The organism is Planomicrobium sp. MB-3u-38 (assembly GCF_002836425.1).
Lineage (GTDB): Bacteria > Bacillota > Bacilli > Bacillales_A > Planococcaceae > Planococcus > Planococcus okeanokoites.
On the sequence record NZ_PJBO01000023.1, the window covers coordinates 125,287 to 140,791 of the forward strand.

Here is a 15,505-nt window from a genome sequence, read left to right on the forward strand (position 1 = left end):
ATTTTGAAAATGGTGGTAAGCTGATTTTATGATTACAGTTATCTGATAAGGAGCGCCGCCATGGGAAAAAAGATTGCAAAAACCAATGCTGCAAGAATCCTGGATAAAGAAAATATCCCTTATGACATCATTCATTATGATATTGAAGACGGTCTGGTGGATGGAGTATCTGTCGCTGCCAAAATCGGCCATCCGGAAAAAGTGGTCTACAAGACGCTTGTAGCTGCAGGGGCATCCAAACAGTATTATGTGTTTGTGATTCCGGTTGCTGAAGAATTGAATTTAAAGGCAGCTGCAAAAGCTGCTGGTGAAAAGAAAGTCGAGATGGCCCCGGTCAAAGAAATCCTGACTCTTACCGGCTATGTCAAAGGCGGCTGTTCGCCGGTCGGTATGAAAAAGCCGTTCCCGACGTTTATTGCCAGGCAAGCGGAAATGCAGGAAGAAATCATCGTATCCGCGGGGAAAATCGGCATGCAGATTAAATTGGATCCCGTCAATTTGCTGAAAGTCACTGATGGCCAATATGCCAACCTGACAGTGAAAGACGATTAATCCGGTTTTCCACCCATTTTGCTAAATGGGTGGATTTTTCTTAAGCTTAAAAAAGAGACGAACACTCAGTGAAAGAAGGGGCTTAATGATGAGAACGCTGTTTTACCGCTGGCTGTTTTTTCTCAGCGGATTAATCATATTGGCACTCGGGTTCACGATGATCATCAAGGCCAATAAGCTGGGCATCGGTCCTTGGGACGTGCTGCATGTCGGATTGTTCATGAATTTTGGACTGACAATCGGGACATGGTCGATTATCGTTTCATTCATATTAATCGTCATTTCCACTGTTTCGCAGCGGAGGATTCCGCAAATCGGAACATTCCTGAATATGATTTTGATCGGTGTGTTCATCGATATCTATTATTTCCTGATCCCGGATATCCCATCCCTTACAGGTCAAGTGATGATCCTGATTGGCGGAATAATCGTTTCGGGCTTTGGTGTCGGTATCTACGTAGCGCCGAAAATCGGAGCGGGACCGAGAGACAGCCTTATGCTCGTGCTGATGCAGAAAACCGGGCTAAGTGTCACTGTTGTGCGTGCCGGAATCGAAATCACCGCTGCGCTGATCGGCTGGGCACTTGGCGGGCCGGTCGGCATCGGTACGATAGCGGTCGCTCTCATAACCGGCAGAATCGTTCAATTCACCTTGCCGCAAGCCGAAGCTTTATTGAAGAAAATTATAGAAAAGAAAGATGAACTACCGCCGGTTTTGAAAGTTTGAAACCGGCGCTTCTTTATGTTATAAATAAAGCCGAGTAAAACTATTGGTTTTATGTGCAATGAAACCGAAAAGGAGCAAAAACATGGGACGCGAGTTCGTAACGATATTTGATGAATGGGTTCACACCTATGATGAATCAGTTAGCGGTAAAGATGCGGAATACAGAGATGTGTTCTTTAAATATGAAGATATACTGCAGGCGGTTGCCGACGCGGCAATTAGTCCTGTAATTGAATTTGGTGTAGGAACAGGCAACCTGACTGAAAAATTGCTTGCCAAAGGATTTGAAGTTGCCGGCATCGAGCCGAATGCGGCAATGCGCGACGTGACAAAAGAGAAATTGACGGATGCAACCATCATAGATGGAGACTTTTTGGAATTTGATCTGCCGGTGCAACCAAAGTCTTTAGTCAGTTCGTATGCGTTCCATCATTTGACGGATGCTGAAAAAGCCGAGGCGTTTAGAAAGTATGCTGAACTGCTTCCGGCAGGCGGCCGTGTAGTATTCGCCGATACGTTATTCCAGTCGAAAGAAGCGCAGCAGGAAGTGATTGACTTTGAAAAGTCCCGCGGTCATGATAACCTTGTAGAAGATTTAAACCGTGAATATTACACGACTTTGCCTGTGATGAAAGAGCTGATTGAACAGGCAGGATTCACAGTAGAGTTCAGCCAGCTGAACAATTATGTCTGGCTGATTGACGCCAGCAAAAAATAATTATATTTAAAAACAACAAACAACTTGCATGCGAAAGCCGCTTCGGCGCTTTGGACAAGGCTCCCGCAATAAGCCAAGAAAACCACTCGTCTTATTGCTTCGCCCAGTCCGGTGGCGCGCCGGCGCTGAGAGAAATCTCTAAAGATATGAAGCAAAACAGCGAAGACTCCCAGGCGACCAAGCGAAGTGCTGAGATCCACTCTGGCGAAGTGTAACGAGACCGAGTTAGCTTAGCGCAAGCAGCCAGGAAAGCGGAGCTGTTTTGCGGAATATCGAATGCAAAAGCTTATTGATTCAAATCTAATCAGACCAGAAGGAGACGATTCCATTGAAAAAAATGAACGTTGAAAGCTTTAACCTCGACCATACAAAAGTTGCTGCACCTTACGTGCGTCTTGCAGGAGAAAAAACAGGGGCGAACGGGGACACGATCCGCAAATACGATATCCGTTTCAAACAGCCGAACAAAGAACACATGGAAATGCCCGGCCTTCATTCACTTGAACACATGATGGCGGAACACAGCCGCAATCATTCCGACCAGATCATCGACATCGGGCCTATGGGCTGCCAGACTGGCTATTACCTGTCGTTGATCAACCATGACGATTACGAAGATGTATTGAATATCATCGAAAATACGTTGAAAGATGTAATTGAAGCAGACGAAGTTCCGGCCTGCAATGAAGTACAGTGCGGCTGGGCAGCTAGCCACAGCTTAGAAGGCGCAAAAGAATTGGCGCGTGAAATGCTGGCGAAAAAAGATGAGTGGCACCAGGTGTTCGCTGAAGAAACTGTTTGAGGAGAATGACCATGAAGTATGCTACCGGCATCCAGCAATTGATCGGCAATACGCCTCTGTTGGAATTGACGAATATGGATATTCCGAACAATTGCAGGATTTTCGCAAAACTTGAATATTTGAATCCGGGCGGAAGCGTTAAAGACCGCCTGGGTGTTTCATTAATAGAAGATGCCGAACGCCGCGGCGTATTGAAGCCCGGCGGCACCATGATTGAGCCGACTGCTGGAAACACTGGCATCGGCTTAGCTATTGCCGCTATCGGCAAAGGCTATAAAGTGAAGTTTGTCGTTCCTGAAAAATTCAGCCAGGAAAAGCAAGGGTTGATGCGCGCACTTGGCGCGGAAGTCATCAATACACCGACTGAAAAAGGGATGAAAGGCGCCATTGAAAAAGCGCAGCAGCTGGCAAAAGATGAGAAAGCTTTTTCCCCGTCCCAATTTTCGAATCCCGCCAATCCGGAAACATACGTCCGGACGCTCGGCCCGGAATTATGGGAAGCGCTCGAGGGCAATATTGATATCTTTGTCGCAGGAGCAGGTTCCGGCGGCACGTTTATGGGGACATCCCGCTATTTGAAATCGCAAAACGCTGCTATTAAAACCGCAATCGTGGAACCGGAAGGATCCATTTTGAACGGCGGTGAATCCGGTCCTCATTTGACGGAAGGCATCGGAATGGAGTTTTTGCCGGATTATATGGATGCCTCCTATTTTGACGCCATCCATACGGTCACAGACCGTGAAGCTTTTGCCGCTTTCAAGGAATTGGCAAAACGGGAAGGCTTATTGGTGGCGGGTTCTTCTGGCGCCGCATTTGTTGCAGCACTAAAAGAGGCCGAAACCGCTGAACCCGGAAGCCATATTGTTACGGTGTTCGCTGATTCCAGCGAACGTTATATGAGCCAGGATGTTTATAACAGAACCTTCGAGGAGGAAAATTGATGAGAGCCAAAACGAGATTGATCCACGGCGGCATTTTTGGGGACGAAGCCACAGGCGCCGTTTCCACGCCGATTTACCAGGTAAGTACGTATAAACAGGAAGCAGTCGGTAAATTCAAAGGCTATGAATATTCACGTACAGGCAACCCGACGCGCCATGCGCTTGAAGAGTTGATCGCTGATGTTGAATACGGCCATGCGGGATTTGCATTCGGCTCAGGTATGGCGGCTATTTCATCTGTCATGATGCTGTTCTCAGCTGGAGACCACGTCATCCTGACTGATGATGTTTATGGCGGAACCTACCGTGTCATGAATAAAGTCCTGAACCGTTTCGGGCTGGAATTCACTTTTGTGGATACTGGAAACATGGAAGAAGTGGAAGCGGCAGTCAAAGAAAATACAAAAGCGATTTTCATCGAGACACCGACAAATCCATTGTTGAAAGTGACGGATATTGAAGCAGTGGCGAAATTCGCTGAAACGAAGAATCTCTTGACGATCGTTGATAACACGTTCATGACGCCTTATCTGCAGAGCCCGATTAAACTCGGCGCTGATATCGTCTTGCACAGTGCAACGAAATACATCGGCGGACACAGTGATGTGGTAGCCGGACTTGTTGTAGTGAATTCAGAGGAACTGGCTTCTGAACTGCATTTCGTCCAAAATTCGGTTGGCGCAATTTTAGGGCCGCAGGATTCATGGCTCTTGATGCGTGGACTGAAAACACTCGGCATCCGTATGGAAGAAACAGGAAGCAATGCGCAGAAAATCGCTGAGTTCCTGAAAGGCCATGACGCTGTCGGGAAAGTCATTTACCCGGGACTCTCTGACCATCCGGGCCACGAACTGATGAAAAAACAGGCCACCGGTTTTGGCGGCATGATTTCATTTGATGTGGGCAGCAAGGAAAAAGCTGGCGAGCTGCTGGCGAAATTGAAATACTTCACGTTAGCGGAAAGTCTTGGAGCGGTCGAAAGCCTGATCTCGGTGCCTGCACAGATGACGCATGCTTCGATTCCAGTGGAGCGCCGCGGTGAGCTTGGCATCGTTGAAGGCTTGGTTCGGATCTCCGTCGGTATTGAAGATGTTGAAGATCTGATTGAAGATCTGGGACAGGCTTTAAGCTGAAATCATTAAAATAAGGAAAACAGCATTCGAATTGTCGGATGCTGTTTTTTGTTATGGAAAGCTTTTTTAGAAAAATAACATTTAAACTAACATGAATTGCTATCAAATCATTTATTTATTGTTATATAATGACAAAGGAAATTAAATAAGCATGAAAGCAGGGACATCATGAAAAAAACGCTTCTAGGAGCGATCGTTATTATTGCCATTTTCGCTTTGCCACTGATAATCTGGACAGCTCAAGAACAGAAACAATTAAAAGTGGCGATCATAGACAAAACTGTACCTGTTGAAAATTATCGTGAACATAAAGGGTTGTCGTGGGTGCTGAACCATGACGGATATAAGAAAAAAGATGGAACAGTTTACGAGGCTGATTCGGATTATTATGGCTTTATGCCGGACGAAAAGGCTGCAGAATATCGCATCAATGAAATAAACACTTTGGATTCCGATTACGATTTGATCTACCTGGCGGATACATATGGAGTTTATAAAGGAGATCTCCCCTGGCAGGAAGGTGAAGGTGAAAGAGCCGAACTCATTTACGGTGGCTTGCAGATGGATGAATGGCAGGCTGTAAAGCAGCGTGTGATGGACGCCGGCAGTGACCTGATCGTGGAGTTCAACACACTGGCTTCACCTACAGAAAAGGCTGTAAGAGCTGACATGGAACAATTCCTGGGACTTGAATGGAGCGGCTGGACAGGCAGGTATTTTCCTGATTTGACAGCTGGTGAAGAAGTGCCGGCTTGGATTGTCGATAATTATGAACAAGACGATGAATGGCAATATACTGGCGGCGGGTTTGTACTGGTCGAAGATGAAAGCGGCAAAATTGTCGTTCTTTCCGAAGAACAGGGCGACATTATGAAAGAAGGACTGCAGGTCAGTTTTACGGAGACAGGAAGAGAAGCTTTTGATCTGTCTGACAGCCCGGCTTTCGGCTATTGGTTCGATATCAACGAAGCCAAAGGAGCTGAAGTTCTTGCGGAATATGATTGGCAGCTATCAGATAAGGGGCAGGGAATTCTCGCGGAGCAAGGGATTCCGGAAAACTTTCCGGCTATATTGAAAAACACGGTCAATCGCTCTGATGTGTATTATTTTGCAGGCGACTTCGTAGACGTGGAAAATGTCCCGTCTTTCTATCAATATAGCGGTCTTGCAAAGGTAAAGGCCTTTTTATCTTCAGATGCGTTTGACGGAGCCGACAGTTTTTACTGGCGGACCTATGTGCCTGTCATGCAGACAATACTTGCCGAAAGTTATGAGAAAGAAAATCAGGAGACTGAGCAAGTTTCGACTGCCGCTTCGAAAGAAGGCATCCAGTATCCGGCAAGAGTGGAAGGCGACAGGTTTGAAGTGTTCGAAGATGGCGAATGGAAGGATTTCACCATTAAAGGGGTCAATATGGGAATGGCCAAACCTGGTACGTTCCCTGGAGAAGCAGCGATTACAAGGGACGAGTATGACAGGTGGTTTGAGGCGATCGGGGAAATGAACGCCAATGCCATTCGAGTATACACGATTCACCCGCCAGCTTTTTATGAAGCATTTGCTGAATACAATAAAACAGCGGAAGCACCGTTGTATTTATATCACGGAGTCTGGATTGATGAAGGTCCACTCGAAGAAACGCTGGATGCTTTTACACCGGAAATTACAGAAACCTTCCAGCAGGAAATGAAAACAGTAGTTGATGTGGTCCACGGCAATGCGGAAATTGAGCAGAAGCCGGGACATTCCTATGGCACATATACAGCAGATATATCTGATTATGTCATTGGCTGGATGATCGGCATTGAATGGTACCCTTTCACTGTCCATGAAATGAATCTCGAATATCCAGATCTCGGTGACTTTTCCGGCACTTATATCGAAACTGCCGGCGCTAACCCGATGGAATATTGGCTTGCGCAGCAATTGGACACGCTGGCAGTATATGAATACGATAATTACTCAAGCATGCGTCCGCTCAGTTTTACAAACTGGGTGACGACAGACAATATCGAGCAGCCTGCTGAACCGAGTGAGGAAGAAGATATGGCGACGGTTGATCCAAACCACATCCGAACAAAAGGGGAATTGGAAGAAGTGGGAATGTTCGCTTCTTATCATGTTTATCCATACTATCCTGAATTTCTTAATCTGGAAGAGAAATATACCGAATTCATCGACCACCGGGGTGAGCGGAATAATTACGCCGGTTATCTGAGAGATCTGAACGAATCCCATGACATGCCGATTTTGATTGCTGAGTTTGGTGTTCCATCATCCCGCGGCATGACCCATGAAAACCCGTTCGGCTGGAATCAAGGATTTATTTCTGAGCGGGAACAGGGAGAGATTGTCAGTCATTTGTATGAGGATATTCTGCAGGAAGGTCTGCTTGGCGGACTGGTATTTACATGGCAGGATGAGTGGTTCAAGCGGACCTGGAACACGATGGATTACGATAATCCGAATGAACGTCCGTTTTGGTCGAACGCACAGACAAATGAACAGCAATTCGGGCTGCTCAGCTTTGACCGCCACAAAGTGAAGGTGGACGGTGTAGATGACTGGCAGGAAGATTCAGTGCTCTATGAGAAAGAAGAAGGTGCATTGCGTTCGCTGTCGATGGATTCTGATGAACGTTATGTATATGTGAAAGCTGAATTCGATCCGCAAGAAAACTGGTGGAAAGAAGATGCATTCCGTTTATATTTCAGTGTCCGTGAAGACGAAGGAATCACCGTTGCAGATGAGTTCCTGGCGGATTTCGAATTGGCAATCGAAGGGGAAGAGGCGGCCATGCAGGTGGCTGGCGACTATGATACCTTCTATTATGATTATCATACCCGCTTGGACATGATTCCGGCAGAGACGGATATCGAAGAGACATTCCATCCCATCCGACTTGCCTTGAACAAGGCGTTTACACGGCCGGATACAGGTGAAGTGGTTCCGTTCGATTATTACGAAACAGGCAAAATGCGTTTTGGTATAGCCAGCCCTGATCATGAAGGCTACGATTCATTGAATGACTATTATTATTCAGCTGAAACCGGTGTCCTGGAAATCCGTATTCCATGGATGCTGCTGAATGCCAAGGACCCTGCTAAAAAAGAATTTACAGGAGATCTTTTAAAAGATGGCATCGAAGCGAGCCGGAAGGTTGAAGGAATTGAGATGGCTGCTGTTCTTGCAAGGGAAGGCGGCGAGTCCGAAACGATGGGCTTTGATGATACCAGAATTTATTCGTGGGAAGAATGGGCTCTGCCGCAAACGCAAGAGCGTTTAAAACAGTCCTATTATATTCTTCAGGAATTATTTGAAGAGGCAGAATGAAAGAAGGGCCCTTGAGGGGGTCCTTTTTCTTGTGCTTTCGAATATAGTATTGAGCACTTTTATCAAAAACTGTTTATATGCTGACTGTCGGCTTGAAATAACTGAAAGATTTTCGAGCATCATCATCATTGTTATAGTTACGGTCAGAAGGATAGCATATATTTGTCAGCGGATATTGTTGAAAGTGGGATTTGCACCTATATGACGGTTTTTTTAATTTATTCATAAATGGGTAAGTAGGTAATATTTAGGTATCTTTGGGAAAAATACCTATACCATATAACTAATGATTCGGGTATCGAAATAATCTATATACCCTATTCTTCTGAATTATCAGACGTGTTAAGATTTTCACAAGTAATAAAATTCTGATAAGTTTGGAAGGGGAAAAAATAAATGGTTAAAAGCAAGTGGGTTTCTATTTTATCAGCAAGTGCATTAACGTTATCTTTAATGGCGCCGGCGGCCTTGGCGGCACCAACAGAAGCTTTACCGTCAACATCCGACTGGAATGAAGCTCGCTACGGCGATAGAATCGATATCGACCAAAGTTTGAACGAGCTTTCAAATGACGCTGAATTCCAAAAAGAAGCAGAAGCTAAGATCAAAGCGCAAGCTGGTGCTTTGGATGACGAAACTGCAGACGGCAGCGAAACTGCAGCTGACGGTGCGTTTACTGAAGATCATGGAACGAAATTATTCCTTGACCGCAATCTTTCCTTTAAAGAGTTCACACTGCGCAGCATTGGCGACAATGTTGAAATCTGGGTAGCGAACGACCTCGCATACGGACCGGACAATCCAAAACCGGCTGATGTGGTTACACAAGAGCAAGTAGATAAACTGAAAGCTGAGTTTGACAGCAATATCTATCCTGTAGCAACTGATTTCTTTGGAACGCCAGATTCTTTGGATGGATCGAAATCACCGCTTCCGGGAATGGTTGGACTTCCTGAAGGGTACTATGAAGGTTCTGATAAAGTGATCATGCTCGTTGATAACGTGCAGGATGAAGGCTGGAACAATCCATCATATCCTTTCTTCGTAGCAGGTTTCTTCTGGCAGACACTTGAAAACTATACAGACCGCAACATCATCACAATCGATACGAATTCATGGGAAACACGTCTTGAAAATACTTTCTTCGGAACAACAATCCATGAGCTTCAGCATTTGATCCAAGCTGATAATGATGGATCTGAAGAAACCTGGTTGAACGAAGGGATGTCAACGTTCTCTGAATATCTTGGAGGATACGGACACGGTGAAGGATCTATCAACTTCTATTTGGATCACCCGGAAAATTCGCTTGTAAACTGGGATGAGCATGGAACAGCGGCAACAGGTCCGGAAACAATCGCTGATTATGGGCAAGTTTACTTGTTCACACTTTATATGTATGACAAATTCGGCCAGGAGTTCATCCGTGAACTTGCAACTGACGGCGACAGCCAAGGTATGGCAAGCGTAGACAAAGTACTTCAAAGTTACGGCACCAATAAAACGTTCACTGAAGTCTATCAGAATTTCATGACGGCATTGACGCTGGACAACTCTGACGTAAGCAGCGACTACAACTTCGACAGCATCGACTTGCGTGAACTTCCGGTTGGCGATGGCGTACGCGGAAAAACTGTCGATTTCGAAAAAGCGTTAACATTTGAAAAAGAAGGCGTTCCGGCATGGGGCGGCGACTTTAAAGAATTCAACTTCGGAAAAGATGTGCGCGGTCTTGAATTTGACGGCGTAGACTTCCTTCCATTGCAGTGGAGCACAGTTGCAGACCCTAAAGGTTCTGGTGAACAGGTTCTTCATGCGAACAATGGTGACGAAGCGGACCAGGCATTGATCTTCGGAGCAACTGTACCAGCGGCAAACCCGACACTGACGTTCGACCATTTCTATGACATTGAAGAACAATGGGATTTCGGCATGGTACAGGTTTCAACCGACAACGGCGAAACGTGGACATCGCTTGAAAATGAAAACACGCGCAGTGATGTAGTTGAAGAAGGATACCCGACAATCAAAGAGAACGTACCAGGATTCACAGGAACAAATGGCGACTGGGCTACAGAAACGTTTGACCTTTCAGCTTATGCTGGACAGGATGTACTGGTTTCATTCCGCAACTTGACGGACTGGGGCTCAAATGAAGAAGGCTGGTTTGTGAAAGATGTACAGCTTGGCGATTTCTCAAATGACGGATCTTCGACAGAAGCATTCCAGTCACTTGGCCAATTGAAAGGTGAATATGTCGACTTCACAACGACATTCATCCAAACGAAGAAAAACGGCAAGCAGCATGTGTTCCATATTGATCCATTCAACGTAACTGAAGAAGATGCATTGGATCTGCGCAATGTACTTCGTGAAGGCAATGTGAAGATGATCACTTCTTACGCAGCTGAAGAAGGTCAAAAAGAAGCGCAGGAGTTCACTTATGAAGTTCAATACAAAGTGGACAACCCGAACAAAGGCAAAGGCAAGAATAATGGAAAAAGCAAAAACTGATTAAAAAGCGGACTGCGGTCCGCTTTTTCTTTTGGGTAAAATTGCGTTATGATAGGAAGGTAGAAGAATTCAGGTATACGAAAGGAAGATTAACTTGTCGAAAAAATTGGATGCTTTCCTTAACGAGAATCTTAACGAACTTAAAGAGCAGGGTTTATATAATGAAATCGACCCGGTTGAAGGACCGAACGGACCGATAATCCAGGTGCGTGGAAAAGATCTGATCAACCTGTCATCGAATAATTATCTTGGTTTGGCAACAAACGAAGATTTGAAAAAAATTGCTAAAGAAGCAATTGATAAATACGGTGTTGGAGCAGGCGCAGTACGCACAATCAACGGAACATTGGACCTTCATGTGAAGCTGGAAGAAAAACTGGCTGAATTCAAAGGGACAGAAGCGGCGATTTCCTACCAATCAGGATTTAACTGCAACATGGCTGCTATTTCCGCTGTCATGGATAAAAATGATGCGATTCTGTCGGATCAATTGAACCATGCGTCGATCATCGACGGCTGCCGTTTGTCTAAAGCAAAAATCATTGCCTACAAACACTCGGACATGGAAGATCTTCGCGCTAAAGCGAAAGAAGCGACTGAATCCGGCCAATACAATAAAGTAATGGTCATTACAGATGGTGTCTTCTCGATGGACGGCGATATTGCGAAATTACCGGAAATCGTGGAAATTGCAAAAGAATACGACCTGATCACGTATGTGGATGATGCGCATGGCTCAGGCGTTACCGGAAAAGGTAAAGGAACTGTGAAGCATTTCGGGCTTGAAAAAGAAGTCGACATGCAAATGGGTACTTTATCAAAAGCTGTCGGAGTTGTCGGCGGCTATGTAGCCGGTAAACAGAACCTGATCGACTGGCTGAAAGTCCGGTCACGTCCGTTCCTGTTCTCGACTGCAGTGACACCTGGTGACGTTGCAGCAATTACAGCGGCAATCCAGATGATCATCGATTCGACTGAATTGCATGATAAGCTGTGGGAAAACGGTGATTACCTGAAAAAAGGCTTGAAAGAACTCGGCTTTGATATCGGGGAATCCGAAACGCCGATTACACCATGCATCATCGGCGAAGAGAAAACGACTCAGGAATTCTCAAAACGCCTGTTCGAAGAAGGCGTTTATGCAAAATCCATCGTCTTCCCGACAGTTCCAAAAGGTACAGGCCGCGTCCGCAACATGCCGACCGCTGCCCATACAAAAGAAATGCTTGATGACGCAATTGCCATCTATGAAAAAGTCGGCAAAGAACTTAACATCATAAAATAATACAAATCGCCCCGCCGGAAATTCCGGCGGGGCGATTTTCTATGGCAAAGGTTTTTTCATCCGATTAAAGCTTTTTTCCAAGGTGTATTTTTGAATGCCGCGCGCTGCCTTAACACTTTTCTCCACATGGACAGGAAAGTTGCTGTCATCGCTTTCAAAAGCAATTAGCGCATCAATCGAATGATTCATCCAAGGTTCCTGAATCCGGCTGCTCAGCTCAGCTGCACGCTGGAATTCTCCGGAAGAAGCAGCGATGTGGGCAAGATAATAACTTCGCAATGGTTCACGGTCAATCGCTGCCGCATGCTGTGCCGCAATCGCAGGCTGTCCCCGATAGATTGCCAGCAAAGTACGATAGATTGACTGCATCGCCTGCTGTTTATGCAGCGTCAAGATCCGTTCGATTGACCTTTCGACATCCCGGTCATCACCATGTCCAAGCGCATAAGGGAAAGCGAAGATGGCTTTATGCCGATTACGGTGAACATAACGTTCAATTTGCCGCAGTGAGTTGGAAAAATAAGTAATGTAAATTCCCGGGAGCACCATCAAAATCAGATAGAAAATTATTACGACGGCAAATACGAGCCAGCGTGGTGTATCGATGGACAATAAAAAACCGGTGACGCCCATGCCCAGAAGAAAAAGCACTAACAATCGCAATGACTTCATTATCCACCTCCACTGAAAAATAAAATAATTCAACTTAAACTGAAACACGATCCATACAGGCTTTCTAACAGTATAGCAAAAAACATTTACGGCTGGACATCTCTAAAGTCATTGTGTTTTTTAAGGGAACAATTTATAATGGCGGTATAGTGAATACTGTTAAATCAATGTTTTTAAGGGTTGTATTGTGTTTTTGCAGAGGACATATGTTTTATTCGAGAGGAGCTTATAAAATGAAACGAATTATGATTACGGGTGCTTTGGGACAAATCGGGTCGGAATTGACCGGGAAATTGCGTGGAATATACGGAGCTGAAAACGTGTTGGCTACGGATATCCGTCCTTCTACTGATACAAGCGGTCCATTTGAAATCCTGGATGTAACCGATGCGCAGAAAATGCACGACCTTGCCAAGGATTTCGGTGCAGATACGATGATGCATATGGCGGCGTTATTGTCGGCAACAGCGGAAGAAAAGCCGCTGCTCGCCTGGAATCTGAATATGGGCGGCCTGGTCAATGCTTTGGAAGCGTCCCGAGAACTGGGCATGCAATTCTTTACACCGAGTTCGATCGGTGCATTTGGCCCTTCGACACCAAAAATGGATACACCGCAGGACACATTGCAGCGCCCAACGACCATGTACGGCGTCAATAAAGTTGCGGGCGAATTGCTGTGCGATTATTATTACCAGAAGTTCGGCGTCGATACACGCGGTGTGCGTTTCCCGGGATTGATCTCTTACGTGGCTCAGCCCGGCGGCGGAACGACTGATTATGCGGTTGATATCTACTATAAAGCTCTAGAGCAAGGAAGCTATACTTCCTATATCGATAAAGGCACATACATGGATATGATGTATATGCCGGATGCCCTTCAGGCAATCGTTGACTTGATGGAAGCGGATCCTGCAAAACTTGAACATCGCAATGCGTTCAACGTGACGGCTATGAGTTTCGAGCCGGAAGGGATTGCGGCTTCAATCCGCAAGCACATTCCTGAATTCCAAATGAATTATGATGTAGATCCAGCGCGTCAGGCCATCGCTGATAGCTGGCCGGACAGCATCGATGCATCCGCAGCGAAAAAAGAATGGGGCTTCAAGACAGCCTATGATCTGGATGCAATGACAGCAGACATGTTGGAGAAATTAAAAGCGAAATTACAAAATGCCTGAATCGAAAAAATGCCATCCGCAATCGCGGATGGCATTTTCTTTGGTTATTAGAATAAAAGATGGGCAACTCCGGCAATGATCGGCAATGCGATAATTGTGCGAAGAAGGAAAATGATGATCAAATCAAGGATATTGACCGGGATTTTCGAACCAAGCAAGATTCCTCCGACTTCCGATAAGTAGATCAGCTGAGTAACGGAAAGCGCTGCTACGACGAAGCGCGTCAATTCAGACTCGATGCCTGAGCCAAGAATCGCCGGAAGGAACATGTCCGCAAATCCGACTACCATCAATTGTGCCGCATCTGCTGCTTCAGGGATGCCGAGCAAGTTCAGGTAAGGGACGAATGGTGCACCAAGGATGGCGAACAGCTGTGTATATTCAGCAAGGATCAAAGCGATCGTTCCGAATGCCATAACTACTGGAGCAACCCCGATCCACATATCCAGGACGTTCTTGAAGCCGTCTTCAAAGAATTTGCTGATTGAACGGTTGCGATCCGCTTTTTCAAGCGCTTTTTCCATGCCGTGTGAAACGACATTATATCCTTTAGGAACATCTTCCGTTTGGGATTCCTGCTCAGAACCGTCGATGAACGTCGTCGGTTTGCGGGACAACGGATAGATGCGCGGCATGATCAATGCAAGGATGATACCTGCAAGAATTACAGTTCCGTAGTACGGAAGGAAATAACTTGCCAGACCGATTTCGCCGATTACGACAATTGCGAATGTGATCGATACGACTGAGAATGTTGTTCCGATAATAGCGGCTTCGCGCTGAGTGTAACGATTGTCTTCATACTGTTTACTTGTTAAAAGTACGCCGATTGTTCCGTCGCCAACCCACGAAGCAAGAGCATCAATAGAAGAACGGCCTGGCAAGCGGAACAGCGGACGCATGATCTTAACCATCATGGAGCCGAAGAATTCCAGAAGTCCAAAATTCATCAATAGCGGCAATAACAGTCCCGCAAACAGGAAGATTGTGAACAGGAATGATAACAATCCGTCTCCTGACAGGAGAAGTCCGCCTGTATTCTCGTTCCACACTGCTTCTGGCCCAACCTGGAATAAAACCATGAAAGCGAAGATGGCAGCCAAAACACGTGTAATGGTCCAAAATAGGCTTACATTGAACAGTTTGTCGAAAAATGGAACGTCTTCATCTGTATTCGGTTTTTTGGTTATGTATACCAATGACCCGATAGCTGCAATCGATAATAGGACCAGCATGATCCATGGGACGAATGACGCAATGTTATCTGCCAGCCAGTTAGCCAGCACTGCGATGGTAACCATCCATTCCGTATCGCCATCAGCGTTTGTGGTTGGTACAGGTATCAGGAACAGCAATATACCCAGTAAGGAAGGAAGTAAAAATAAGAGCCATGTTGATGTTGAAAACTTCTTCATTGATTTTCCCCTTTTCTTTATGCATAAAAACACATTCTAATTACTGATTATACAGCATTCTTCCCCGCGAGAACGCTTTCAGTAATATTGTTTATTTTATCTGATAACAATAGAAAAGCGCAAGCGCCCGTTTAGCTCTGACAAGCGCTGGAAGCCTTGACGGTAATGGCGTTTTTGCCATTGACGGCAAGGCTGAAGCGACTCGAGGGGCTGGGCGCTGGAGTCTGGACAC

At 45.8% G+C, this 15,505-nt stretch carries 12 protein-coding genes; 10 read left to right on the forward strand and 2 right to left on the reverse strand.

What is annotated here, in order from left to right; all coding sequences use genetic code 11:
• Window positions 1–60 precede the first annotated feature (60 nt).
• The 9 genes from ybaK (at window position 61) to CXF70_RS07350 (ending at window position 12,008) form a co-directional block, all read left to right on the forward strand.
• The gene (ybaK, locus tag CXF70_RS07310; protein ID WP_101802098.1) at window positions 61–552 is read left to right on the forward strand and encodes a Cys-tRNA(Pro) deacylase; all 492 of its coding nucleotides are present in this window, start codon (window positions 61–63) and stop codon (window positions 550–552) included.
• Window positions 553–637: 85 nt separating this feature from the next.
• Window positions 638–1,279 carry a YczE/YyaS/YitT family protein gene (locus tag CXF70_RS07315; RefSeq protein ID WP_101802099.1) on the forward strand — a complete coding sequence of 214 codons (642 nt, stop codon included), beginning with the start codon at window positions 638–640 and terminating at the stop codon, window positions 1,277–1,279.
• 82 nt (window positions 1,280–1,361) lie between these two features.
• A complete protein-coding gene (locus CXF70_RS07320) occupies window positions 1,362–1,997 on the forward strand; it encodes a class I SAM-dependent DNA methyltransferase (protein WP_101802100.1) in 636 nt (211 codons plus the stop codon).
• A gap of 328 nt (window positions 1,998–2,325) precedes the next feature.
• Complete coding sequence (locus CXF70_RS07325) at window positions 2,326–2,799, forward strand: S-ribosylhomocysteine lyase (protein WP_179135739.1); 474 nt, start codon at window positions 2,326–2,328, stop codon at window positions 2,797–2,799.
• A gap of 11 nt (window positions 2,800–2,810) precedes the next feature.
• Complete coding sequence (locus CXF70_RS07330) at window positions 2,811–3,743, forward strand: PLP-dependent cysteine synthase family protein (RefSeq protein ID WP_101802101.1); 933 nt, start codon at window positions 2,811–2,813, stop codon at window positions 3,741–3,743.
• On the forward strand, window positions 3,743–4,876 hold the full coding sequence (locus CXF70_RS07335) for a bifunctional cystathionine gamma-lyase/homocysteine desulfhydrase (protein WP_101802102.1): 1,134 nt from the start codon (window positions 3,743–3,745) through the stop codon (window positions 4,874–4,876). The genes CXF70_RS07330 and CXF70_RS07335 overlap by 1 nt, the downstream gene beginning before the upstream one ends.
• A gap of 168 nt (window positions 4,877–5,044) precedes the next feature.
• Entirely contained in the window at window positions 5,045–8,209 is a 3,165-nt protein-coding gene (locus CXF70_RS18340) for a hypothetical protein (protein WP_199172801.1), read from the forward strand.
• Window positions 8,210–8,605: 396 nt separating this feature from the next.
• Window positions 8,606–10,723, forward strand: coding sequence for an immune inhibitor A domain-containing protein (locus tag CXF70_RS07345; protein WP_101802103.1), 2,118 nt, complete (start codon window positions 8,606–8,608; stop codon window positions 10,721–10,723).
• Window positions 10,724–10,817: 94 nt separating this feature from the next.
• Window positions 10,818–12,008, forward strand: coding sequence for a glycine C-acetyltransferase (locus CXF70_RS07350; RefSeq protein WP_101802104.1), 1,191 nt, complete (start codon window positions 10,818–10,820; stop codon window positions 12,006–12,008).
• A gap of 39 nt (window positions 12,009–12,047) precedes the next feature.
• Here CXF70_RS07350 and CXF70_RS07355 read toward each other — a convergent pair whose 3' ends face one another.
• Window positions 12,048–12,680: a hypothetical protein gene (locus tag CXF70_RS07355; RefSeq protein WP_101802105.1), complete on the reverse strand. Its 633-nt coding sequence runs from the start codon at window positions 12,678–12,680 to the stop codon at window positions 12,048–12,050.
• 233 nt (window positions 12,681–12,913) lie between these two features.
• Here CXF70_RS07355 and CXF70_RS07360 point away from each other — a divergent pair, with 233 nt between their 5' ends.
• Window positions 12,914–13,858, forward strand: a complete 945-nt coding sequence (locus tag CXF70_RS07360) for an L-threonine 3-dehydrogenase (RefSeq protein ID WP_084244130.1) — start codon at window positions 12,914–12,916, stop codon at window positions 13,856–13,858.
• Between the two features lie 47 nt (window positions 13,859–13,905).
• Here CXF70_RS07360 and CXF70_RS07365 read toward each other — a convergent pair whose 3' ends face one another.
• A complete protein-coding gene (locus tag CXF70_RS07365; RefSeq protein WP_101802106.1) occupies window positions 13,906–15,273 on the reverse strand; it encodes a YjiH family protein in 1,368 nt (455 codons plus the stop codon).
• Between the last annotated feature and the right edge of the window lie 232 nt (window positions 15,274–15,505).

What these genes read in the sequence shown, in the direction of transcription:
- ybaK (WP_101802098.1), top strand. Translation starts at nt 61, where the DNA reads ATGGGAAAAAAGATTGCAAAAACCAATGCTGCAAGAATCCTGGATAAA.
- CXF70_RS07315 (WP_101802099.1), top strand. Translation starts at nt 638, where the DNA reads ATGATGAGAACGCTGTTTTACCGCTGGCTGTTTTTTCTCAGCGGATTA.
- CXF70_RS07320 (WP_101802100.1), top strand. Translation starts at nt 1,362, where the DNA reads ATGGGACGCGAGTTCGTAACGATATTTGATGAATGGGTTCACACCTAT.
- CXF70_RS07330 (WP_101802101.1), top strand. Translation starts at nt 2,811, where the DNA reads ATGAAGTATGCTACCGGCATCCAGCAATTGATCGGCAATACGCCTCTG.
- CXF70_RS07335 (WP_101802102.1), top strand. Translation starts at nt 3,743, where the DNA reads ATGAGAGCCAAAACGAGATTGATCCACGGCGGCATTTTTGGGGACGAA.
- CXF70_RS18340 (WP_199172801.1), top strand. Translation starts at nt 5,045, where the DNA reads ATGAAAAAAACGCTTCTAGGAGCGATCGTTATTATTGCCATTTTCGCT.
- CXF70_RS07345 (WP_101802103.1), top strand. Translation starts at nt 8,606, where the DNA reads ATGGTTAAAAGCAAGTGGGTTTCTATTTTATCAGCAAGTGCATTAACG.
- CXF70_RS07355 (WP_101802105.1), bottom strand. Translation starts at nt 12,680, where the DNA reads ATGAAGTCATTGCGATTGTTAGTGCTTTTTCTTCTGGGCATGGGCGTC.
- CXF70_RS07360 (WP_084244130.1), top strand. Translation starts at nt 12,914, where the DNA reads ATGAAACGAATTATGATTACGGGTGCTTTGGGACAAATCGGGTCGGAA.
- CXF70_RS07365 (WP_101802106.1), bottom strand. Translation starts at nt 15,273, where the DNA reads ATGAAGAAGTTTTCAACATCAACATGGCTCTTATTTTTACTTCCTTCC.